The sequence below is a fragment of the Paenibacillus sp. UNC496MF genome (genome assembly GCF_900113915.1).
GTDB classification, from domain to species: Bacteria; Bacillota; Bacilli; order Paenibacillales; family Paenibacillaceae; genus Paenibacillus_Z; species Paenibacillus_Z artemisiicola.
In genome coordinates this window covers 64,526-85,835 of the sequence record NZ_FORE01000013.1, presented here as the reverse complement: position 1 = coordinate 85,835, position 21,310 = coordinate 64,526, and the positions used below count along the sequence as shown (strand labels likewise).

Sequence of the window (21,310 nt, the reverse complement as noted above, 5' to 3'; positions counted from 1 at the left end):
GAGCGAGTCCGATGATGAGGATCGCGATATTGAGCTTCTGGCATGTCCATGCCAAGGATTACGCGCTGCAGGCGGAGCGGCATCCGGACACCGAGGTCGCGGCGGTATGGGACGAGAATCCGGCGCGCGGCCGCGCGGAGGCGGAGGCGCGCGGCGTCCCGTATTACGCCGGGCTGGCCGAGCTGCTGGCGCGGCCGGACATCGACGCCGTCATCGTGACGGCGCCGACGGCCATGCACCGCGCCGTCATCGGGGCCGCGGCCCGGGCGGGGAAGCATGCGTTCACGGAGAAGGTGCTGGCGCCGACCGTCCGGGAATGCCGCGAGCTGCTGGCGGACGTCCGCGCGTCCGGCGTGCAGCTGACGGTCTCGCTGCCTCGGCTGAACATGCCGTTCGCGCTTGCGGCGCAGGAGGTCGCCTCGCAAGGCTTGCTCGGCAGGCTGACGCAGGTGCGCGCGCGGTTGGCCCACAAGGGCGCCCTGTCGGCGTCCGGACTGCCGGAGCACTTCTACCGCCTGGCCGAAAGCGCGGGCGGGGCGATGATCGATCTCGGCTGCCATCCGATGGTGCTGACGCGCCTGCTGCTCGGCATGCCGGAGAGCGTCTCCGCCAGCTACGGCTACGTGACCGGCCGGGAAGCGGAGGACAACGCGGCGGTCGTGCTGCGCTATGCGAACGGGGCGATCGGCATCGTCGAAGCCGGCTTCGTCAATCCGTTGTCGCCGTTCACGCTGGAAGCGCACGGCACCGAGGGGAGCCTGAGCTATTCGCTTCACTCCCGCAAGCTGATCGTCGCCAGCTTGGCGAACGGCGACAATCCGGTCGCCGAATGGCCGCTGCCGGAGGCGCTGCCGTCCGATTTCGAGCAGTGGGTGGCGCGGATCGGCGGAAGCGGCCTCGAGGCGGGCGCGCGCAATCTCGAGACGGCGTTCGACCTGACCCGGCTGATGGAAGCGTCCAACCGCTCCGCCCGCTCGGGCCGGGCGGTCAGGCTGGACGAGCTGGAGCAAGAGGCGGGGGAATAACGAGGCGTACGAAGCGCCGAGTCACGGAACGAGCGGACGATCATGTCGCGAGGGAGGCAGCCGGGAAAACCGGCTGCCTCTTTGCCGTGCCGCGATGCTTGCCGGCGAACGGCTAGACGGCGCGGCTGCAGCCGGCGGCGAACGGCTGCCGTTCATGAGACGAACCCGGCCCGGAGATGGTACGATGGGAGTACGCCGGCAGCGGCGGACGAGTCCGGTCCGCTCGCGCGGAATAAGAAGTAAGATCGCCCATGATCCCCATAGAACCGCACATGTTCAGTCCCGCCCGCCGCCTCTAGAATGGGGAGGTACGGAAGAAACGGCCGATCCGGCCCCGCGGGCCGGCGGCCCGTTCCTTCCGAGGAAGAGCATGAAAGAGGGGACACTATGCGGATCACCGCGCGACTTCGCAAGCATTTATGGGCGTATCTGTTCATCGTGCCCGCCGCCGTCGTCTTCGCGATGTTCCTGTGGATGCCGATCGTCAAAGGCTTCGTCTACAGCTTCTATCACGTTGACTTCGTCAAGGGCAATTCGTTCGCCGGGTTCGACAACTACAAGACGGTGTTCCGCGATCCGGACGTCCGGACGGCCGTCAAGAACACGCTGTACTACATGTTCCTCTGCCTCGTCATCGGCTTCTGGGTGCCGATCGTCTTCGCGATCTCCATCTCCGAGCTGAAGCGGTTCCAGGGCTTCGTCCGCGTGGCCGCCTACCTGCCGAACGTCATTCCGGTCGTCGTCCTGTACGGGCTGTGGCGTTGGCGGCTTCTACCATAAGCTCGCCTGGGAAGCGAACGCGATTCCGAAGGACTTCGCGCTCGGCTGGGGCGACGCGGTCGGCGCGTGGGCGCAGGGCCGTACCGCGATGGTCATCGCCGGTCCGGACGGCCCGGTCGATCAAGGCTTGAACCAAGGCGGCATGAAGCCGGAGAACATCCTCGTCTATCCGATGCCGAAGATGGACGCGAGCGGCAAGCATACGGGCGTGCTCGGCGGCGACTTCCTCGTCATCAACCCGAACGCGGCGAAGGAGGAGCAGGAGACGGCGTTCAAGTACGCGACGTTCGACTACTTCTCCGACAAGGGCCTGGAGTCCGTCGAGGCGAGCATCCAGCAGCGCAAGACGGACAACAAATATTTCGTGCCGCCGGTCATCCAATACTTCACGGACGATTCCGAATACGGCCGGAAGGTCAAGGCGGTGTACGCGAAGTACGACAACGTGTACCCATACAGCCCGGACATCATGAGCCTGCTCGACGGCAAGCCGGAGGCGCAGTTCAACACGCAGGACTACTACGCGGAGATGACGCTGAACGTGCAGTCGGTGTTCTCGAACAAGAACGTCGACGTCAAGGCGGCGCTCGACGCGTCCGCGAAGAAGATGCAGGAGAAGTTCTATAACGCGATCAAGGTCGAGTAGCTCGAAGCGCGGGCGCGCGACAACGGAGGCGAAACGGCGTTTCCCGCCGGGTGCGGGGGACGCCGTTTATTGTGGTGCCGTCGTGCGGGAATAGGCCTAAACGTCGGCATTCGGAAAACGAAATATTTGCTGCGGCTTCGACGTCATTGCCTTATAATGGGAAAGTTCGCTATTATACCCGTATAGTGGGAGGTCATGCGATTGAAGGCGATACGAAAGGGCCATGCTGCTGATTCCCGCGCTGCTGCTCGCGGCGCAGCCCGTGACGGCCGCGTCCAAGACGGCCAAGATCAAGGTGACGTTCGTCCGCGCGACGCTGGCGCAGAACGATCACGTCGGCAACGAGTGGCGGACCGGCGGCTACGTCAACGGCAAAGAGGTGCCGGAAGGCGGCTCGGTTACGTTGAACGTGAAATCGACGGATGCGATCAAGCTGCTCGCCGAGGCGCAGGAACAGGACAAATATCCGGACGACGGCCAGGCGAGCGCCGCGGTGAAGGTCTCGTCGGTGACGAAGAGCCTCGACAAGGCGCTGTCGGTCACCGTCACGGAGAACCGCGGCCGCTACTCCGGCAACACGGCGAAGTGGACGTTCGCGTTCAAGATTCAGCGCGTATCCTAGCATGCGGCTGCGGGCGCTCAGCATCGAAACGCCGCTGCTGCACGCCGTCCGCGAGGAAGCGGGACTGCCGCCGATCCGATGCAGGCGTATAAGCAGAGCGGCTGCGGCGAGCGGACCGCAAGCGCGCGATCCGCGGCCGCGGGCGCGCGCCGGGGCGGGGCGGGCCGGCAAAAAACGCATCCCGCATCTAAAACGCATCTCCGGCGGAGATGCGTTTCTTTTTTCGCCCGTTATCAGGTATAATACAGGGAGATGGATGACGGGTGGCAAAGGAGAATCGCGGTGAACGAGGCACAGTTAGTGATGTTGTCGAGACAAGGGGACGAGACGGCCTTCAATAAGCTGGTCGAGCTCTACAAGGATAAGCTGTTTCACATGGCGCATCGCATCCTGCGGAGCAAGACGGAGTGCGAGGACGTCGTGCAGGAAACCTTCCTGAAGGTGTACCTGAACCTGAACCGCTTCGACGAGAACAAACGGTTTTCGACGTGGATTTTTCACATAGGCAAGAACGTATGCCTGGATTTGCTGCGCCGCCGCAAAACACCGCCGCTCCCGCTGGACCAGCCCGTAACGGCCCATTCCGACCAGCATTTATCCCTGCACGACGTCATTCCGCACGCGTCCCTGACGCCGGAAGGCGAAGTGATCGAACGCGAGCTCGCCTCCACGATGGCGGGGATGATCGAGAAGCTTCCCGAGAAGTACAAGACCGTCGTGTACCAGCGCTACGTGCTGGAGATGTCCATGGAGGACATCGGCCGGGCGAACAACATTCCCGTCAACACGGTCAAGTCGCGCATCCACCGCGGCAAGGAGTTCATGAAGAAACGGTGGGGCAAAATGCTCGTCATTTACTCGCTGCTGCTGTTTAACTTCTTTTGATTCGAGGCTCCGGACTTTTATGTTCAAGAAGCGTGCAAATCGGTTACCGATTTGACACGCTTTTTTTGCGTCTGCGGACAGCGGGGCGCGAGGCGCGAAAAGGGGAGTCGGATGCTGCGAGCGAGCGCATGACGAGGGAACGCGTTGGCCATCGCGCAAGGGCGGGCAGGTTGGGTCGAGCAGCATGGGGCGCACCGAGCGAACGAAGTTTCGCCCGATGTCCGAGCGGACGGGAGATCCGCTATTCCTCGAATACGTGCCGATCTGGAATTCGGCGGACACAGATGCAGCTATCGTGCCCGCAAGTCACTGAGATGCAGGCCGCGAGATCAAATAGCGGAACGTATGGCCGCTCGCATGGTGAAGTAGGCGGATTGGCCGTAATAGCGGCACGTGCGTCCGGATGGTTGAAGGGTCTGCGTATCGGGAATCGGCCGGAGCGCTCATGTCCGCGCCCGGCTCAATCATGCAGCCGCGCGTCCTCGCGGAACCGGCCCGGCGGCACGTTCATCAGGTCGCTGAACGTCCGCGTGAAATAATGCACGGAGCCGAAGCCCGTCGCTTCCGCGATCTCCTTGATCGAGCGGTCGGTGTACCGCAGCAGCTCGGCGGCCCGGCGGATCCGCTGTTTGCGCACGTACAGCGTGTACGATTCGTGCACGCCGGAGGCGAACAGCCGCGACAGATGCCGGGGCGAGATGCTGACCTGCGCCGCGACCTTCTCGAGCGAAAGGTCCTCGTCGCTCAGGTTGTCGGTGATGAACAGCTTCGCCTGCTTCAGCAGGGCGGAGGCGCTGCGGCGCGGCGCGGTCCGTTCCGGCTGGGCCGGCTTCGCGAAGACGGAGGGCAGCGACTGCAGCAGGGACGCGGCGAGCGGCGTCAGCACCGATTCCGGCAGCGACGCGCGCTCGCCGGAACGGCGGAGCAGGGCGCGCCACAGCTGGGCGGCGGCCAGCTCGTCGCCGTCCTGGACGACGACCGTCTCCGCCGCGGCCAGCGCCTGGAACGCCGCCCGCGCCGACTCGGAGCTTTCGCTCTCTTCGAGCTCGAAGGCGACGAACAGGATCGCGAGCTCCGGTTCGCATTCAATGTAGTGCGTGACGCCCGGCCGGGAGCAAAACAGCGCCCCCTTGGACAGCGGATACAGCGTGCCGTCGTCGAGGTAGGTGCCTCGCCCGCCGAGCACGTAGCAGATCTCGAAGAACGAATGTTTGTGCAGGAAGTTGGACATGAGATGCTCGCTCACGCCCCAGTAGTGGACGGTGAACACGGCGTCGTCCGTGCGGGGCCGCAGCGCGAACTGGTTGAGCCAGATATCGGTTTCGTTCCACAAGTACATCGCAAGCGCGCTTCCTTTCGCCCAAAATATTGTCCTCAAAAGACAAAAACATGGCTTCTCCCGCTAAAGATCGAAAAGCCTTGAATTCGCTACAATAAAGCCATAGGAAAGCGATTTCGATCTCAGGAGGCTACGAGGATGATTAAACCACAAGACGTCGATTTTTACAATGAAGAGGGCTACCTGCTCGTCAAGGGCGTGTTCAATCAACAGGAAGTCGAAGAGATGCGGCGCGCCGTCGGCAGCATCATCGATCGCGCCGCGAAAGCGAACCGCGACCACAACGCGCAGTGGCAGGGCGATTTTCTCCCGCCGGAAGAGCTGAAGAAGCTCGTGCTGAAAGGCTTCCACGACGTGCACTACCATGACGCTTCGTTCCTGCGCGCGCTCGTTCATCCGAACATGACGGCCGTGCTGTCGCAGCTGATCGGTCCGAACGTGCAGCTGCACCACTCCAAGATGCTCGTGAAGCCGCCGGAAAACGGCGCCGCGTTCCCGATGCACCAGGACTACCCGTACTTCCCGCACGAGAAGCACACGATGCTGGCGGCGAGCGTGCACCTGGACGACGCGAACATCGAGAACGGCTGCCTGCACGTCATTCCGGGCTCGCACAAACAAGGACCGCTGTCGCATGTCGGCCGCCATTACTTGAACGCGAAGGAATACCCGGTATCCGAAGGCTTGCCGTGCATCGCGGAAGCGGGCGACGTGCTGTTCTTCAACTACCTGACGATTCACGGCTCCCCGCAGAACCGCAGCGAGCGGAACCGCCGCAACGTGCTGTTCCAATATCGCAGCGCGACGGATTTCCCGATGACCAAGGAACACTTCGACTGGGGCATGGGCTTGATGGTATGCGGCGAGAACCCGCATTTCGACAAGGCGCATCCCGAATATACCATCGTGTAATACTCAGCTTCCGCAGCGCGCAAGAACCGGCAGGGACGACCGTTCCCCGCCGGTTTTTTTGCGTGCCGCCCTGCCGCCGGCCGTCGTGCGCGAACGCGCTCTTCACACGGATTTCATGTAGCTTTGCTAATGTGAATGGCGATAGACGATACATGAAAGAGGTGGAACCCCACGTTATGGAACGCTCAAGCCTTAAATTAATGGCGGCCGCGATGCTGATCTCGGTCATGCTGTCGGGATGCGGCGCCAAGGACGATTCGCAATCCGGGGGTGCCGGGCAGGCGGCGAACGGGGCGAACGCGGGACAAGCCGCGGCGCAAGGCGCGGACGGCGGCGCGAACGGACTGCAGCAGCCGGACCGGACGGCCGATTATTTCGCGAAGGTGGTCCGCGTGTCCGGCGACGCGATCGTCGTGCAGAAGTCGACGACGTCGCCGGCGGACATGCCGTCGTTCGGCGGCGGCCGGGGCGGCCAGCGTCCGCAAGGGGGCGACGGCGCCCAGGGTCAAGGCGGCCAAGGCGGCGGCCAGCGCGGCCATTGGCAGGGCGGCGGCAAGACGAACGGCGACGGCGCGCAGGGCCAGACGCCGGACGGTCAAGCCGGGAACGGCCAAGACGCGGCGGCCGGCGGCCAGAACGGCGGCGGACAAAGCCAGGGCCAAGGCCGCGCGGGCGGCGGACGGTTCGGCGGAGGCGGCTTCATGAACGCGATGAAATTCGAGGACGCGCAGACCACCGTACCCGTGAACGCCGACACCCGGATCGTGAAGTTCGGCCGCGGGCAGAACGGGATGACGACCGACGCCCTGAAGGCGACCGATCTGCAGGCGGGCGACGTGCTGATGGTCTGGCTGGCCGCCGACAACAAGACGGCTGGGTACATCCGGCTTCAATTCAATCCGGCCGACATGGGCAGCGCGGGAAAGGCAGGTAACGGACAATGAGAAAATGGTGGCTGCTTGGCATCGGCGCGCTGATCGTCGCCGCGGGCGTCTTCTATTATATGAAGCGCGACACGAAGGCGGCGGCTCCGGCACCGACCGTTCAGACGACGCGCGTCACGAAGGGGACGATCGAAGTGAGCGTCAGCGGCACGGGAAGCTTGGCGCCGATCGACAAAGCGACGGTCAAAGCGACCGGGCAGGGCACCGTCGAGAAGGTCAACGTGGCGGAAGGCTCGGTCGTGAAGAAGGGCGACGTTCTCCTGACGGTCGAAGGCGAGGACAACGGCGACAAGATCAAGTCGGAGCAGTTGAACCTCGAGAGCCAGCTGCTTGACTTGTCGGACACGCAGAACAAGCTGAAGACGGCGACGGACGACGCGAGCATCGACAGCATCAAGCTGAATCTGAAAAAGATGCAGCTGCAAATCGACCAGACGCGCGAGAACATCGCGGATCTGCAGGACGCGGAGACGGGCAGCGCGATTACGGCGCCGATCGACGGCACGGTAACGGCGCTGAACGTGACGGCGGGCGACTCGCTCAATCCGTCCGCCGAGCTGATCGACATTTCCAATTACGCGAAGCTGCAGATGGTCGTCGGCATCGACGAGCTGGACATCGCGAAGGTGAAGAAGGACCAGTCCGCGACGATTTCCGTCGAAGCGCTCTCCGACAAGACGTACACGGGCAAAGTCGTCAAGATCGCAGACGAAGGCACGTCGAGCAACGGCGTCGCGTCGTTCGACGTGACGGTCGCGCTGGATAAGGCGGACGGCCTGAAGAGCGGCATGTCGGCCGAAGCGAGCATCGAAGTCGAGAAGAAGGAAAACGCGCTGATGCTGCCGATCGACGCGGTGCAGTCGCTGGGCGGCCGGTACATGGTGTTCGTGCCGTCCGAAACGGCAGGCACGGGCGCGGCGGGCGGCCAAGGCGCGTCAGGCGGCCAAGGGGCCGCAGGCGGTCAAGGCGCGGCAGGCGGCCAAGGCGCGGCGGGCGGCCAGGGCGCGGCAGGCGGCCAAGGCGCGGCGGGCGGCCAGGGCGGCGGCTACGGCGGCCGGGGCCAGGCCGGTTACGCCGGCGCGCAAGGCGGGGGCCGGGGCCGGGCTCAAGGCGGCTATGGGGGTTTCGGCGCCGGCGGCTACGGCCGCACGGGCACGGGCAATAACCGCAGCGGGGCCAGCGGCGCGAGCAGCCGCTTCGGCACCGGCACGCCGAAGGTCATCACCGTCGGCATTCATAACGAGGATTACATCGAAGTGCTCACCGGTCTCGCGGAAGGCGACCGCGTCATTCTGCCGACGGTCGTGACGTCCTCCTCTTCCAACCAGCAGCAGGCTGGCTTCGGGGGCGGCCTCGGCGGCTTCGGAGGCGCGGCCATCGGAGGCGGCGGCTTCGGAGGCGGAGGCGGCTTCGGGGGCGGCGGTTTCGCCGGAGGCGGAGGCGGCGGGCGGACCGCTACGCGGACGACGGGCGGCGGCGGCGGCGCGGGCGGAGGGACGCGCTAATGGAAGCGGCACGCGAACCGCTCATCCGGATCGAGACGCTGTCGAAGCTGTACAAGATGGGCGGCGAGACCGTTCACGCGCTGAACGAGATTTCGATGCGCGTCGAGCACGGCGATTTCCTGGCCATCATCGGTCCTTCCGGGTCCGGAAAGTCGACGCTGATGAACGTCATCGGCTGCCTCGACGCGCCGAGCTCGGGCAAGTATTGGCTGGACGGCGAAGAAGTCAGCCGGCTGCGCGAAGGCCGGCTGGCGGAGATCCGCAACCGGAAGATCGGCTTTATTTTCCAGGGCTTCAACCTGCTCAGCAAGCTGTCGGCGCTCGAGAACGTCGAGCTGCCGCTCATCTACCGCGGCGTGCCGGCCAAGCTGCGCCGGGAGCAGGCGATCGAGGCGCTAAGCAAGGTCGGCCTCGAGGGCCGCGTCAAGCATAAGCCGAGCGAGCTCTCCGGCGGCCAGCAGCAGCGCGTCGCCATCGCGCGGGCGCTGGCGGGCAATCCGCCGATCCTGCTGGCGGACGAACCGACGGGCGCGCTCGACACGCGCACCGGCGCCGAGGTCATGGGCCTCATGCAGGAATTGAACCGGCAGGGGCACACCATCGTTCTGATCACGCACGACATCGCCATTTCCAAGCAGGCCAGACGTGTCGTTCGCATCCAGGACGGCCAAATCAGCGAAGAAGGCGGTGACAGTCGTGAATATCGGGCAAGCCTTCAAAATGGCGGGTAAAAGCATTCTGGCGAACAAAATGCGTTCCCTGCTCACCATGCTCGGCATCATCATCGGCGTGGCCGCGGTCATCGCGCTCGTCGGCGTCGGGCAGGGCACGACGAAGCAGGTCACCGACCAGGTGCAGAGCCTCGGCACGAACCTGCTGACCGTCAGCATCACGGGGCGCGGCTCCAAGACGACGCTCGATTACAAAGAAGCGGAGGACATCACGAACACGTCCGACATCGAGTTCGCCGCGCCGTACAACCAGCAGAACGCGACCGTGAAGAACGGCAGCAACAGCACGAGCGTCAGCGTCGTCGGGACGACGGCCGACTACATGGACGTGAAGGATTACAGCCTGGCCCAGGGCCGGTTCGTCGCGCAGATCGACCTCGATTATTACCAGAAAATCGCGGTGCTCGGCTCCACGACGGCGACCGACCTGTTCGGCACGACGAACGTCGTCGGCCAGTCGTTCCTGATCAACGGCGTGCGCTACAAGGTCGTCGGCGTGCTGGCGACGAAGGGCAGCTCGCTCACCGGCTCCAACGACGAGATCGTCATCATCCCGATCACGACCTCCGAGCGGCTGTTCAAGTCCAAAGGGGTCAAGTCGATCAACGTGCAGGTGGCGGACCCGAAGAAGATGGACGCCGTCATGACGGAGCTCGAAACCGCGCTCGGCAAGAAGTTCCGCGGCGACACGAACAGCTACCGCGTGTTCAACCAGCAGGACCTGCTCGACTCGTTCAGCAGCATCTCGGATACGCTCTCGCTCGCGCTCGGCGGCGTGGCGGCGATCTCGCTGCTCGTCGGCGGCATCGGCATCATGAACATCATGCTCGTGTCCGTCACGGAACGGACCCGGGAGATCGGCATCCGCAAGGCGATCGGCGCGAAGAAGCGGGACATCATGATCCAGTTCCTGATCGAATCGATCGCGCTGAGCGGCCTCGGCGGCCTGCTCGGCATCGGGATCGGGCTCGGGACGGCGCAATTGCTGCAGAAGTTCGCGAGCATGACCGTCGTCGTGTCCATCCCGATCATGGGCCTCGCGTTCGGCTTCTCGGTGTTCATCGGCGTCGTGTTCGGCCTCTTCCCGGCGAACAAGGCGTCAAGCCTGCGGCCGATCGAGGCGCTTAGATTCGAATAGCGCGCGCCGCTCGCCCGGCGTCGCTCGCGCGGCATTGCCCGCGCCCATGGGCAAGTCACGCGCGCATCTAGCGGCCGAACGGGGATATTTTCCCGTCCGGCCGCTTTTTTTTCGCGTTCGCGAAGGGCGCCATTTTTAGCTATCCGGCCGCGCTAATTTTATATTTACGGGCTAACGGGCCTCCTATAGAGTAGGGGGAAGAAGGCTCATTCTCACGTAAAGAGGTGCTTCATGAAGTCGAAATTCACGTATACCCCGCCGGCCAACGGCTATCCCGAGTGGAACAATAACCCGGACATTTTCGAGCTGAACCGGATGAAGGCGCACGCGACGCTGATCCCGTTCGCCTCCGTCGAGGAGGCGCTGCGGGGCGACCGCTCCGCGTCGCGCAGCCGCTTGTCCCTGAACGGCACGTGGAAATTCGCGTTCGCCGAGAATCCGGCGTCGCGGATCGCCGATTTCCATGCCGACGCTTACGATCATTCGGACTGGGCCGACATCCAAGTGCCCGGCCATTGGCAGCTGCAGGGCTACGATTATCCGCAATACACGAACATCCGCTATCCGTGGGAAGCGTCGGAGGCGCTCGCGCAGCCGTTCGCGCCGACCAAGTACAATCCCGTCGGTTCGTACGCGCGCACGTTCGAGGTGCCGGCCGAATGGGACGGGCAGCCGGTGTTCATCAGCTTCCAGGGCGTAGAGTCCGCCTTCTACGTCTGGGTGAACGGCGACCTCGTCGGCTACAGCGAGGACACGTTCACGCCGGCCGAGTTCGACCTGACGCCGTACCTGCGTCCCGGCGCGAACAAGCTGGCCGTCGAAGTGTACCGCTGGTGCGACGCGAGCTGGCTGGAGGACCAGGATTTCTGGCGCATGAGCGGCATCTTCCGGGACGTCTATCTGTATACGGCGCCGAAAGCGCACATCTACGATTTCTTCGCGGTCACGGAGCTGGGCAGCGACTACCGCGACGCGGAGCTGAAGCTGCGCGCGACGCTGCTGAATTATTTCGCGCAGGATCTCGGCACGGTGACCTTCGAGGCGCAGCTGTACGACCGGGACCGCCAAGCCGTGCTGCCGCAGCCGGTGACGGTATACGCCGCGATGGGCAAGGACAGCGAGGAGCTGGAGATCGAAGCGTCGGCGAACGTCGCGAACCCGTTGAAATGGAGCGCCGAGCACCCGAACCTGTACACGCTCGTGCTCTCCCTGAAGGACGCGGAAGGGCGCCTGCTCGAGACGGTGAGCAGCCGGATCGGCTTCCGCAAGTTCGAGATCAAGGATAAGCTGATGCTGATCAACGGCAAGCGCATCGTGTTCAAGGGCGTCAACCGCCACGAATTCTCCAGCCGGACCGGCCGGGCGCTCGGCTACGAGGACATGCTGACGGACGTCAAGCTGATGAAGACGCACAACGTCAACGCGGTGCGGACGTCGCACTACCCGAACAGCCCGCTCTGGTACGAGCTGTGCGACGAGTACGGCCTGTACGTCATCGACGAGACGAACCTGGAGACGCACGGCAGCTGGGAATACAACTCGCCGGTGCTGAAGCCGAGCTTCGTGCCCGGCAGCGACCCGGCTTGGACGGCCAACGTGCTCGACCGCGCCAACTCCATGATGCAGCGCGACAAGAACCATCCGTCCATCCTCATCTGGTCGCTCGGCAACGAATCGTTCGGGGGCGATAATTTCGTCCGCATGCACGATTTCCTGCGCGAGGCGGATCCGTCGCGGATCGTCCATTACGAAGGCGTCACGCAGTGGCGGCCGTCCGACGCGGCGACCGACGTGGAGAGCCAGATGTACACCCCGCCTTCCAAAGTGGCGGAGTACGGCGCCCACCCGAATTCGCCGAAGCCGTTCATTCTGTGCGAGTACAGCCACGCCATGGGCAATTCGTGCGGCGGTCTTCATTTGTACACCGAGCTGTTCGACAAGTATCCGCTCGTGCAGGGCGGCTTCATCTGGGACTGGATCGATCAGGCGATCTGGACGACGAACGCGGACGGCGTCGCGTACCTCGCCTACGGCGGCGATTTCGGCGAGCAGCCGCATGACGGCAACTTCTGCGGCAACGGCTTGATCTTCGCGGACCGCACGGCGTCGCCGAAGCTGCTCGAAACGAAGCGCTGCTACCAAAACGCGGACGTGACCGCCGTCGATCTGAGCCGCGGCGTCGTCTCGCTGCGGAATAAGTTCCTCTTCACCGACCTGAGCGCGTTCGCGCTGCGCTGGTCCGTCGCGTTCGACGGCATCGAGGCGGCGAGCGGCAACCTGGACGCCGCGGCGGCGCCCGGTGAATCGGCCGAGCTCGCGATCCCGCTGCCGGAGCGGACGGGCGACGAAGGCGAAGCCGTCCTGACCGTGAGCCTGCACACCAAGTCGGACTCGCCGTGGGCCGACGCCGGCCATGAGGTCGCCTTCAGACAGTTCGTGCTGCCGGAAGCGCAAGGCGCCGCCGCAACCGTCGGACGCGCGGACATCGGTCCGGGCACGGTGGAAGCCGCCGAGGAAGGCGGACGGCTCGTCGTGCGCGGCGATGGCTTCTCCGCCGCCGTCGATCTCGGCCACGGCGGTCTCGTCTCGTACGTCGCGAACGGCACGGAGCTGATCCGCGGCGCGCTGGCGCCGAACTTCTGGCGCGCGCATACGGACAACGACCGCGGCAGCAAGCAGCACGAGGCCAGCGCGACCTGGCGTTCTGCCGGCGAAGAGCGCTCGCTTCGCGCGCTCGCCTGGGACGCGCGGCCGGACCGCGTCATCGTGCGCGCGGCCTTCACGCTTCCGACGACGGCGCAATCCCGCTGCGACGTGACGTACGAGATCCGCGGCGACGGCGCAATCGAGGTCGGCCTGCGGCTTGAGCCGGGCGAAGGCTTGCCGGAAATTCCGGAAATCGGCCTGATGCTCACGATGGACGGCTCGTTCGACCGGCTGGCCTGGTACGGCAAAGGGCCGCACGAATCGTATTGGGACCGCCAGCACGGCGCCAAGCTCGGACGTTACGAAGGTACCGTCGCGGAGCAGTTCGTGCCGTACCTGCGCCCGCAAGAGTGCGGCAACAAGGTGGGCGTCCGCAGCGCCGAGCTCGCGAACGGCGAGGGGGCGGCGCTGCGGATCGCGGGCGAGCCGCAGTTCGAGCTGAACGCGCTGCCGTACACGCCGCAGGAGCTGGAGGCGCACGATCATGTCTACAAGCTGCCGGCCAGCGACAAGACGGTCGTCCGCATCAACCACAAGCAAAGCGGCGTCGGCGGCGACGACAGCTGGGGCGCGAAGACGCATCCGGAATTCGTGCTGCACGCGAACCGCACCTACGCGTTCCGCTTCACGTTGAAGGGCATCGCCGAATAAGCGAACGAAAAAAGCGCCTCCGGCGCGGGCGGCATACTTGCGTATGCCGCCCGCGGGGGCGCTTTTCTATTGGCATTATTGGAGGGGAGGACCCGAGCTCGAGCGAGAAGGCCGATGACCCGGCGTCCCGCGCCGGGGCGGCGGCGCGAATGGGGCAGGCTCGTCCGGTCCGCGCGCGGCTACTCGTCGACGATGACGCCTTGGCCGGCTTCCAGCCCTTTGACGACCTCGACCTGGTCGCTCGTCTTTAGCCCGGTCTCGATGTCGACTTCCTTGACCCGGTTGTTTTCGATCGTCTCGACGTAATCGCGGCCGAACATCGATTTCAGCGCGTCGCGCGGGATGATGAGGACGTTGTCCCGCTTCTCGATGAACAGCTTGAAATCGGCGTAGGTGCCGATCTGAATCGGCGTGCCGGAATTCTTCAAGGCAATGACGAGCGACTTGGCATTGCGGCGGTTCACCTCGTCGTCGTCGCTCTTCGGCGCGGTCGCCGGCGTCTGCACGACGGTGCCTTCGTACGCCTTCTTGTCGAGCGTGAGCGAAACCGCCGTTCCTTTCTGAACCGGCCGGAGCTTCGTGGCGTCGGTCGCGTCGTAGACGAAGTTGACCTTGCCGGGATCGGAGATGACCGCCATCGCGACGTTGGCCTCCACCGCTTCGCCCGGCTTCATATCGTTCAGGTACGTGACCAGCCCGTCCGCGGGCGCGAACAGCAAGGCTTTGCGGTATTGCTCCTTCAGAGCGTTCAGCTGCAGCTGCTCCGCGTCCAAGTCGATCTTCGCCAGCGAGACGGCATCCTTGTCCGCATTTTGCTTGACGGCGTCCTGATAGCGGATGGTGCGCTGCTCGACGGTGAGCTCCTGGAGCTTCAGCCGCATCGGCAGGTCGCCGGTATCCAGCTCCGCGATCGGCGCGCCGGCTTTGACCGTATCGCCTTCGGCGACGTACAGCTTCTTCAGAATCCCGCCGGATTCCGGGAACGAGACGGTCCGGTTATCTTCCGATACGGCCGTGGCCGTCGAAGACAGGTACAGCTCCAGGTTGCCGCGGGTGACGGGCTCCGTGACGTGTTCCTCCGCCTTGCTCGTCAGCGCGGGGGGATCGAGCGGTTCTTCTTCGCTCGGCAGCAGCGAACAGCCGGCGAGCAGCGACAGCCCCGCGCAGAAGGCGGCGGCCCGCGCCAAATAAGGGCGGCGTTTGGTAGTCGTCGGGTAAGCCATAGGCTGGAAAGGTTCTCCCCTCGTCGTAAAATAAACGTCCTACTTTATTTGACAAATTTACTTATTCAAGCATAAACCCGGACTAGTGGAGTGTCAATGTGCGCGCTTCCATTTGTTCGGCGGCGGGGCGCCGGAACGGCGGCTCGAAGCCGCGTTTCTACTAAAAAAGCGCCTGACGCGCATGCGGGGACGAACGGCCGATTGCGGGGGGCGTTAAGGCGCCAAAATCTTCCTAACGGCCATTTGTCACCCCTTTGACGCTGTGCTATGGTAGCAAATGAACGTTTCGATATCGGACCAGACAAAGGTGGTAGGCACGATGACGACAGCTTCCGCGCGGACGGCCGCGCTGCGGACGGGCACGGTCTATGCCGTGCTCTTCGCGATCAGCGCCGTGCACTTGTTGAACGATACGATGCAGGCGGTCGTAACCGCGCTGTTCCCGGTGTTCCAGGATTCGCTTCGCCTCACGTACGGGCAGATGGGCTGGATCGCGTTTACGCTCAACATGACGTCCTCCGTCATGCAGCCGGTCGTGGGCTACTTCTCGGACAAACGGCCGATGCCGTGGATGCTTCCGGTCGGCATGGGGCTGAGCCTCGCCGGCATGGCGGGCCTCGCGTTCGCCCCCGGCTTCTACTACGTGCTGCTCGCGGTCGTCTTCATCGGCCTCGGCTCCGCGGTGTTCCATCCGGAGGGCTCGCGGGTCGTGTACTTTGCCGCCGGCGGCCGGCGCGGGCTCGCGCAGTCGATCTATCAGGTCGGCGGCAACGCCGGCAGCTCGCTCGCGCCGCTCATGACGATCTTCATCTTCCTGCCGCTCGGCCAGCCCGGCGCGATATGGGGGACGCTGCTGGCCGCCGCCGCGATCGCGATACTCCTTCGCGTCGTGCCGTGGTACAAGACGCAGCTGGAGCAGCACGGCAAGCCCGTCAAGAAGGCGAAGGCGGCCGGAACCGCGGTCGGTGCCCAGGCCAAAGGGCGCTCCGTCATCGCGTTCGCCATGACGATTCTCGTGCTGCTCGTCTTCGCGCGCTCTTGGTACGTCAGCGGCATCTCGAGCTTCTACAATTTCTTCGCCGAGGAGAAATACGGCCTGTCCGTCCGGGCGGCGCAGGTGCCGATCTTTCTGTTCATGGCCGCGGGCGTGCTCGGCACGTTCTTCGGCGGCGTGCTGGCCGACCGGTTCGGCCGCAAGCGGATGATCGTCTTCTCGATCGGCGGCGCCGCGCCCTTCGCGCTGCTGCTGCCGCACGTCGCGCTCGGCTGGGTCTATCCGGTCAGCCTCGCGCTCGGCTTCATCCTCATGTCCGGCTTCTCGGTCAGCGTCGTGTACGCGCAGGAGCTCATTCCGAACAACGTCGGCATGGCGTCGGGGCTCATCACGGGGCTGGCGTTCGGCATGGGGGCGCTCGGCGCGATCGTGCTCGGCAACCTGGCGGAAGCTTGGGGGCTGCCCAAGGTCATGACCTATTCCAGCGTTCTGCCGCTGATCGGGCTGTTGGCGATGCTGCTTCCGGCCGACCGGCGCGAAGCGGCATAGAGGCGGCATAGAGGCGGAATAGAGACGGAATAGAGGCGGAATCGCACGGAGGCGAGGTCATGCAGGCGGGATTATACAAAAACGGGCCCCTACAAGATCGGTTTCTGCAGACGTGAGCCTACAATCGAAAGGGTGATAGCGCATGAGCCAAGCTTTGATCGCCGCCGCCGGGCGCGGAGACGCCGCGGAGGTTCGGCGGCTGCTCGCGGAAGGCGCGGAGGTGAACGCGCGGGACGCGCGGGGACGGACGGCGCTTCTCGCCGCCACGCATGCCGGCGAAGCCGAGGCCGCGCGGCTCTTGATCGACGCCGGCGCCGACCTTGACCTGCAGGACGCGATCTTGGATAACCCCTTTCTGTACGCGGGGGCGCAGGGGCGGCTCGAGATCTTGAAGCTGCTGATCGCGGCGGGGGCCGACGCGAAGCGGACGAACCGGTACGGGGGCGTGGCGCTGATTCCGGCCTCCGAGAAGGGGCACGCGGAAACCGTCCGGACGCTGCTCGAGACGACGGACGCCGACGTCAACCACGTCAACGACCTCGGCTGGACGGCGCTGCTGGAGGTGGCCATCCTGAGCGACGGCGGACCGCGGCATCAAGAGATCGCGCGCCTGCTGCTTCAGCACGGCGCGGACCCGCGGCTGGCCGACCGGGACGGCGTGACGGCGCTTAGGCATGCCGAACGGAACGGCTTAACGGAGATCGCGCGCATCCTGCGGGAGGCGGAGCCTGGAGCGCGCTGAGGAATAGGGGATTGCGGCACCAGGACGGCGGAAATACGCCGTTCACGGCTGCCGTTTTTTTATGCCTTGCCGTACGCGACCCGAAAATAATTGTACGGCCTAGAAGGATTTACCGCCCGAAAAGACGAATGTATATTCGCCTATTCGCGCATTCATTTGAGGAGGGGAATCGAATGGCCAAACAAATCGGCAGCTCGCTCAGCGTGCTCGCCGTGTCGGATCTTGCCCGTTCGCGGGCGTTTTACCGGGACGTGCTCGGCTTCGACGTGACGGATTGGTGGGCGGAGCGCGACGGCTTGAACGGCATGGCGCTCAAGCTGCATCAGGCGCCGGAGGGGTTCAAGCCGGTGCCGAATCCGCCGGAGCCCGGCGCGGACACGGGCATCGACGTGCAGGGCTACACGGATACCTGGGCGGGACTTGACGCCTTGTACGAGGAGTTCCGAAGCAAAGGCGCGGCGTTCGCCCGCGGGCCCGTCGTCTATCCGGACTTCGGACCGTGGAAGGAATTCGTCGTCGAGGATCCGGACGGCTATCATCTCGCGTTCGGCGGCGTCGACGGCGGGCGGGCGCACTGCAGCATCCAGCCGCAGATCGATTCGGCGATTCTATGGGTGCGCGACCTCGATCGGGCGGTCGACCGCTACGCCAAGCTGATGGGTCTTCCCGTCCGCGAAGAGGACCGTTTCGGCAAGCTGCATCTGATCCGGCTGGACAACGGCACGCATTTGATGCTCGATTCGCACGGCATGGAGGGTGCGCCCATCCCGGAGCGCGGACCTTCGCTAAAGCTGGCCGCGACCGATATCGAGCGGGCCAAGCGGGAGGCCGTCGGCTGCGGTTTCGAGCTCGCGCTCGACGTGCAGCGCCTTCCGACGGTCGCGTATTTCAATCTTCGCGACGAAGACGGCAACGTCGTGACGGTGACGCAGGAGCTCGTTACATCTTAATTCGGAAGGCGGAGAGACGATGAGGGTACGTATCGTGGAGAGGCCGGCGATGCACGCGGCGGTCATCCGCTCGGAGCTCGGCGGCGAAGGCACGCGCCGCGCCTGGCGGGGCGTCCAAGAGCTGCTGAACGGCCACCCGGCCGTGGCGAACGCGGAATACGGGCTGGTGTTCATCCCGGAATGGCAGTGGGCGGACGGCGTGCGCGAGCTGTGGACCGGCGTCGAGATCACGGATCCCGGGGTGCTTCCGGACGGCGTGGAGACGATCTCGATTCCGCCGCGCAAATACGCCAAGCTGACGATCCGGGGGAATAGCGGAGCGATGGAGGACGGTTATGCGTTTCTGGCGAAATGGTTCGAACGGACGGGCATCGCGCGGGACACGGACGAAGGCTCGTTCGGGTTCGAGGCGAACCGCTTGAAGCCGGTCGATCCGTTCGCGATTTCCCGTTCGGAGATCGCTTGGTTCGACTACGACATCTACGCGCCGATCAAGAATGGCGACGCGCTCGCCCCGGACCCGCATCCGCGCGTCGAAAGCATCGCCGTCGCGGCGGAGCCGGCGCGCCGGATCGTCGGCGTCGAGCGCTTCGTGGCGCAGGGAGACGGCGAGAACGCCGCGGAAGCCATTCCGGCGATCCGCGAGCAATTCCATCGCCTGAGCGAAGGATGGGCCGGCGCGGGCGGCCGCGGAGCGGAGTACGGCTTGTTCACGTACGCGCCGCCCTTCGGTCCGGACCAGAGCTTCCTGTATCTGGCCGGCGTCGAGATCCCCGCGGACGACGAGGGTCCGATTCCGGCGGGCATGACCGCGCGCACGATTCCGGCCGGCGAATTCGCCGCCGTGACGTATCGCGGGCCGTTAGCCGAAATCGGGCAGGCGTGGGGGTTCTTTCACGGGAGCTGGCGCGGACGGTTCGGCTTCGAAGCCATCGACGACTACGAATACGAGCGCTACGGCGACCTCTATCTGGGGGCAGACGACGCGGAGTCCGTCGTCGAGCTGCGGTTTCCCGTCGTACGGGCGGGGCGGCGAGAGAGCAGCCGCGAGTAGACGCAAGCGTTTCGCCCGAAGCGGCCGGGAGGGGGGCGGACCCTTCCTTCGCCGCTTCCGGGCGGACGCCGCTTGAACGGAACGCGCCTTATGGCGTACACTGGCAGTAGGCTGCGGGTTCGCGGCCGAATCCGATAACGGGAGCGTGCAAGACGATGGCGAAGAGCGGGGCGCGCAAGCGCCTGGAGAAGAATGTGCGGCAAGGCGGGCTGGACCCGAGAACGCTGCGCGGAAGCTGGAACGGCGTGAAGCCGGCGACGCGGGTGAAGCCGGACAAACGGAAAATCGCGTACCCCAAGAATGACGATGATCGAGGATTCAAGCCGGACGCGGCTTGAGAGCTGGATCATCGTCATTCTTGTTGCCGGCGCCCCGCGGCCGCCGGCGCGGGCGAACGGCGTCGCCTGCCGTCGAACGGTTGCCAGTTGGCGGCGCATGGGCTATGATCGAGACAACGATTACATTTTGCGGGGAGATGGGTGAAATGGACGTATCGGAAGCGCTGTACGGAGCTTCGCTGCCGGAGCTGAAGCAAGGCTACATGTTCCATGACGAATCGGACGGCTACTGCTGTCTCGTCTGCGGGGAACGGTACGAGGATGGCGTCGTGTACCCGGCCTTGGACCGGATGATGGAGGCGCGCAAGGCGATCGCCGCGCACGTCGCGGCGGCGCACGGCACGATGCTGCAGTTCCTGCTCGGACTGGACAAGAAGGCGACGGGCTTGACGGAGCTGCAGAAGCTCTTGATCGGCGCGTTCGCCTCCGGCAAGCCGGACGCGGAGATCGTCGAGCTGACGGGCGCCGGCAGCGCTTCGACGATCCGCAACCACCGGTTCTCGCTGAAGGAGCGGGCCAAGCAGGCGAAGCTCTTCCTCGCGATCATGGAGCTGCTCGACGAGAGCGCCGAGCCGAGCGCGAAGGCCGTTCCCGCGCGGCGGACCGCGCCGCTGCCGGACGAGCGCTTCGCGCTGCCGCCGGAGGAATACAAGGCGCTGCTGGACAAGTATTTGCCGCAGGGCTTGGACGGCCCGCTTACCGGGCTGCCGCGCAAGGCGAAGCGCCGGACCGCGCTGCTGCGCCATATCGCGACCAGCTTCCGGAAGGGCCGCCGCTACCGGGAAGCGGAAGTGGACGAGCTGCTCGCGCGGCTGATGCCGGAGGAGTTCGCCACGCTGCGCCTGCTCCTCGTCGATTACGGCTTCCTGGTACGCGAAGGCGAAGGGGACGCCTACCGGTTGGGCATCTAAGCAAGGAAGAAGAAGGGACGTCGGGAAGGAAAGCCATGAACAGACGCAAAGAGTTGCAAAACGAGTTCGGCGTCAAGGGACGCGCGATGGGCGTGTTCCAGATCGTCAACGGGCGCGACGGCAAACGCTACGTCGCGTCGTCGCCGACGCTGGATTCCGCCTGGCGGCGGGAGAAATTCATGCTCGACGCGGGCAGCCATCCCAATTCCGCGCTGCAGCAGGCGTACAAGGCGCAGGCGGGCGCCGATTTCCGCTTCGGGATCGTGGAGCGCCTGGCGCTTGACGATGGCGCGGGGCCAGGCGGCGTGGTAGCGGAGGCGGGCAAGTCCGCGCTCGGCCGGGGCGCCGTCCGGGCGTACCGGGACGAGCTGAAGCGGTTGGAGCGCAAGTGGCTCGACGAACTGCGGCCCTACGAGCCGGAAGGCTATAATCGCGCGCCGGCGGAACGCTGAGCTCGCGGCGCGCGGAGGTTCCGCCGCCCAAGCGGCTGCCCGGCGCGACCGCGCGCGGGACATCAAGCCTTGAGAGTCGGCCGCCGACTCTCAAGGCTTTTTCCGCTGCCGGCGGCTGCGGTTCCGCCGGCACCGCTCCGGCGGGCGGGGGCGCGCCCGGCCGGCTGTCAAGCCCGTTTCGCGGCGGCGAACGGGTCTCCCTGAAACGCAAAC

18 protein-coding genes and 2 pseudogenes are annotated in these 21,310 nt (G+C 65.2%); 18 read left to right on the top strand and 2 right to left on the bottom strand.

The genetic code is table 11. The features are described from left to right. The first annotated feature begins 11 nt into the window (after nucleotides 1-11). From BMZ79_RS23445 to BMZ79_RS23425, 5 genes and pseudogenes are all read left to right on the top strand, one after another. Nucleotides 12-1,025 carry a Gfo/Idh/MocA family protein gene (locus BMZ79_RS23445; RefSeq protein ID WP_090644655.1) on the top strand — a complete coding sequence of 338 codons (1,014 nt, stop codon included), beginning with the start codon at nucleotides 12-14 and terminating at the stop codon, nucleotides 1,023-1,025. 387 nt (nucleotides 1,026-1,412) lie between these two features. After that, nucleotides 1,413-1,802: pseudogene (locus BMZ79_RS23440) on the top strand (carbohydrate ABC transporter permease); the annotation flags it as partial. Beyond that, a pseudogene (locus BMZ79_RS23435) lies at nucleotides 1,795-2,451 on the top strand (ABC transporter substrate-binding protein); the annotation flags it as partial. The pseudogenes BMZ79_RS23440 and BMZ79_RS23435, both read left to right, overlap by 8 nt. Nucleotides 2,452-2,674: 223 nt before the next feature. Continuing rightward, on the top strand, nucleotides 2,675-3,073 hold the full coding sequence (locus tag BMZ79_RS23430) for a hypothetical protein (protein WP_090644652.1): 399 nt from the start codon (nucleotides 2,675-2,677) through the stop codon (nucleotides 3,071-3,073). A 303-nt stretch (nucleotides 3,074-3,376) separates the two neighbouring features. After that, nucleotides 3,377-3,958: a sigma-70 family RNA polymerase sigma factor gene (locus tag BMZ79_RS23425; RefSeq protein WP_240546337.1), complete on the top strand. Its 582-nt coding sequence runs from the start codon at nucleotides 3,377-3,379 to the stop codon at nucleotides 3,956-3,958. Between the two features lie 460 nt (nucleotides 3,959-4,418). Here the strand turns inward: BMZ79_RS23425 and BMZ79_RS23420 are convergent, their stop codons facing one another. Beyond that, on the bottom strand, nucleotides 4,419-5,297 hold the full coding sequence (locus tag BMZ79_RS23420) for an AraC family transcriptional regulator (protein ID WP_090644650.1): 879 nt from the start codon (nucleotides 5,295-5,297) through the stop codon (nucleotides 4,419-4,421). Between the two features lie 138 nt (nucleotides 5,298-5,435). Between BMZ79_RS23420 and BMZ79_RS23415 the strand changes: the two genes are divergently transcribed. The 6 genes from BMZ79_RS23415 (at nucleotide 5,436) to BMZ79_RS23390 (ending at nucleotide 13,884) form a co-directional block, all read left to right on the top strand. After that, the gene (locus BMZ79_RS23415) at nucleotides 5,436-6,209 is read left to right on the top strand and encodes a phytanoyl-CoA dioxygenase family protein (RefSeq protein ID WP_090644647.1); all 774 of its coding nucleotides are present in this window, start codon (nucleotides 5,436-5,438) and stop codon (nucleotides 6,207-6,209) included. A 176-nt stretch (nucleotides 6,210-6,385) separates the two neighbouring features. Further along, nucleotides 6,386-7,153, top strand: coding sequence for a hypothetical protein (locus BMZ79_RS23410; RefSeq protein WP_143089055.1), 768 nt, complete (start codon nucleotides 6,386-6,388; stop codon nucleotides 7,151-7,153). Then, on the top strand, nucleotides 7,150-8,658 hold the full coding sequence (locus tag BMZ79_RS23405; RefSeq protein WP_090644642.1) for an efflux RND transporter periplasmic adaptor subunit: 1,509 nt from the start codon (nucleotides 7,150-7,152) through the stop codon (nucleotides 8,656-8,658). Before BMZ79_RS23410 ends, BMZ79_RS23405 begins: the two co-directional genes overlap by 4 nt. After that, nucleotides 8,658-9,389: an ABC transporter ATP-binding protein gene (locus BMZ79_RS23400; RefSeq protein WP_090644639.1), complete on the top strand. Its 732-nt coding sequence runs from the start codon at nucleotides 8,658-8,660 to the stop codon at nucleotides 9,387-9,389. Before BMZ79_RS23405 ends, BMZ79_RS23400 begins: the two co-directional genes overlap by 1 nt. Further along, the gene (locus BMZ79_RS23395) at nucleotides 9,355-10,527 is read left to right on the top strand and encodes an ABC transporter permease (RefSeq protein WP_090644634.1); all 1,173 of its coding nucleotides are present in this window, start codon (nucleotides 9,355-9,357) and stop codon (nucleotides 10,525-10,527) included. Before BMZ79_RS23400 ends, BMZ79_RS23395 begins: the two co-directional genes overlap by 35 nt. Nucleotides 10,528-10,758: 231 nt before the next feature. Continuing rightward, complete coding sequence (locus BMZ79_RS23390) at nucleotides 10,759-13,884, top strand: beta-galactosidase, LacZ type (RefSeq protein WP_090644631.1); 3,126 nt, start codon at nucleotides 10,759-10,761, stop codon at nucleotides 13,882-13,884. 179 nt (nucleotides 13,885-14,063) lie between these two features. Here the strand turns inward: BMZ79_RS23390 and BMZ79_RS23385 are convergent, their stop codons facing one another. Next, nucleotides 14,064-15,107 (bottom strand): efflux RND transporter periplasmic adaptor subunit, encoded by a 1,044-nt coding sequence (locus BMZ79_RS23385; RefSeq protein WP_090644630.1) that lies wholly within the window; start codon nucleotides 15,105-15,107, stop codon nucleotides 14,064-14,066. A 319-nt stretch (nucleotides 15,108-15,426) separates the two neighbouring features. On the opposite strand from BMZ79_RS23385, the gene BMZ79_RS23380 reads away from it, so the two are divergent. From BMZ79_RS23380 to BMZ79_RS23350, 7 genes are all read left to right on the top strand, one after another. Then, the gene (locus tag BMZ79_RS23380) at nucleotides 15,427-16,650 is read left to right on the top strand and encodes an MFS transporter (protein WP_090644627.1); all 1,224 of its coding nucleotides are present in this window, start codon (nucleotides 15,427-15,429) and stop codon (nucleotides 16,648-16,650) included. A gap of 142 nt (nucleotides 16,651-16,792) precedes the next feature. Beyond that, the gene (locus tag BMZ79_RS23375) at nucleotides 16,793-17,392 is read left to right on the top strand and encodes an ankyrin repeat domain-containing protein (RefSeq protein ID WP_090644625.1); all 600 of its coding nucleotides are present in this window, start codon (nucleotides 16,793-16,795) and stop codon (nucleotides 17,390-17,392) included. A gap of 173 nt (nucleotides 17,393-17,565) precedes the next feature. Beyond that, nucleotides 17,566-18,342 carry a VOC family protein gene (locus BMZ79_RS23370; RefSeq protein ID WP_090644622.1) on the top strand — a complete coding sequence of 259 codons (777 nt, stop codon included), beginning with the start codon at nucleotides 17,566-17,568 and terminating at the stop codon, nucleotides 18,340-18,342. A 19-nt stretch (nucleotides 18,343-18,361) separates the two neighbouring features. After that, nucleotides 18,362-19,396, top strand: a complete 1,035-nt coding sequence (locus tag BMZ79_RS23365; protein ID WP_090644620.1) for a GyrI-like domain-containing protein — start codon at nucleotides 18,362-18,364, stop codon at nucleotides 19,394-19,396. 155 nt (nucleotides 19,397-19,551) lie between these two features. Beyond that, nucleotides 19,552-19,734 (top strand): hypothetical protein, encoded by a 183-nt coding sequence (locus tag BMZ79_RS23360; RefSeq protein ID WP_090644617.1) that lies wholly within the window; start codon nucleotides 19,552-19,554, stop codon nucleotides 19,732-19,734. A 146-nt stretch (nucleotides 19,735-19,880) separates the two neighbouring features. Continuing rightward, complete coding sequence (locus BMZ79_RS23355; protein ID WP_256253053.1) at nucleotides 19,881-20,645, top strand: DUF2087 domain-containing protein; 765 nt, start codon at nucleotides 19,881-19,883, stop codon at nucleotides 20,643-20,645. Between the two features lie 35 nt (nucleotides 20,646-20,680). Continuing rightward, a complete protein-coding gene (locus BMZ79_RS23350) occupies nucleotides 20,681-21,097 on the top strand; it encodes a GIY-YIG nuclease family protein (RefSeq protein ID WP_090644612.1) in 417 nt (138 codons plus the stop codon). Nucleotides 21,098-21,310: the final 213 nt, after the last annotated feature.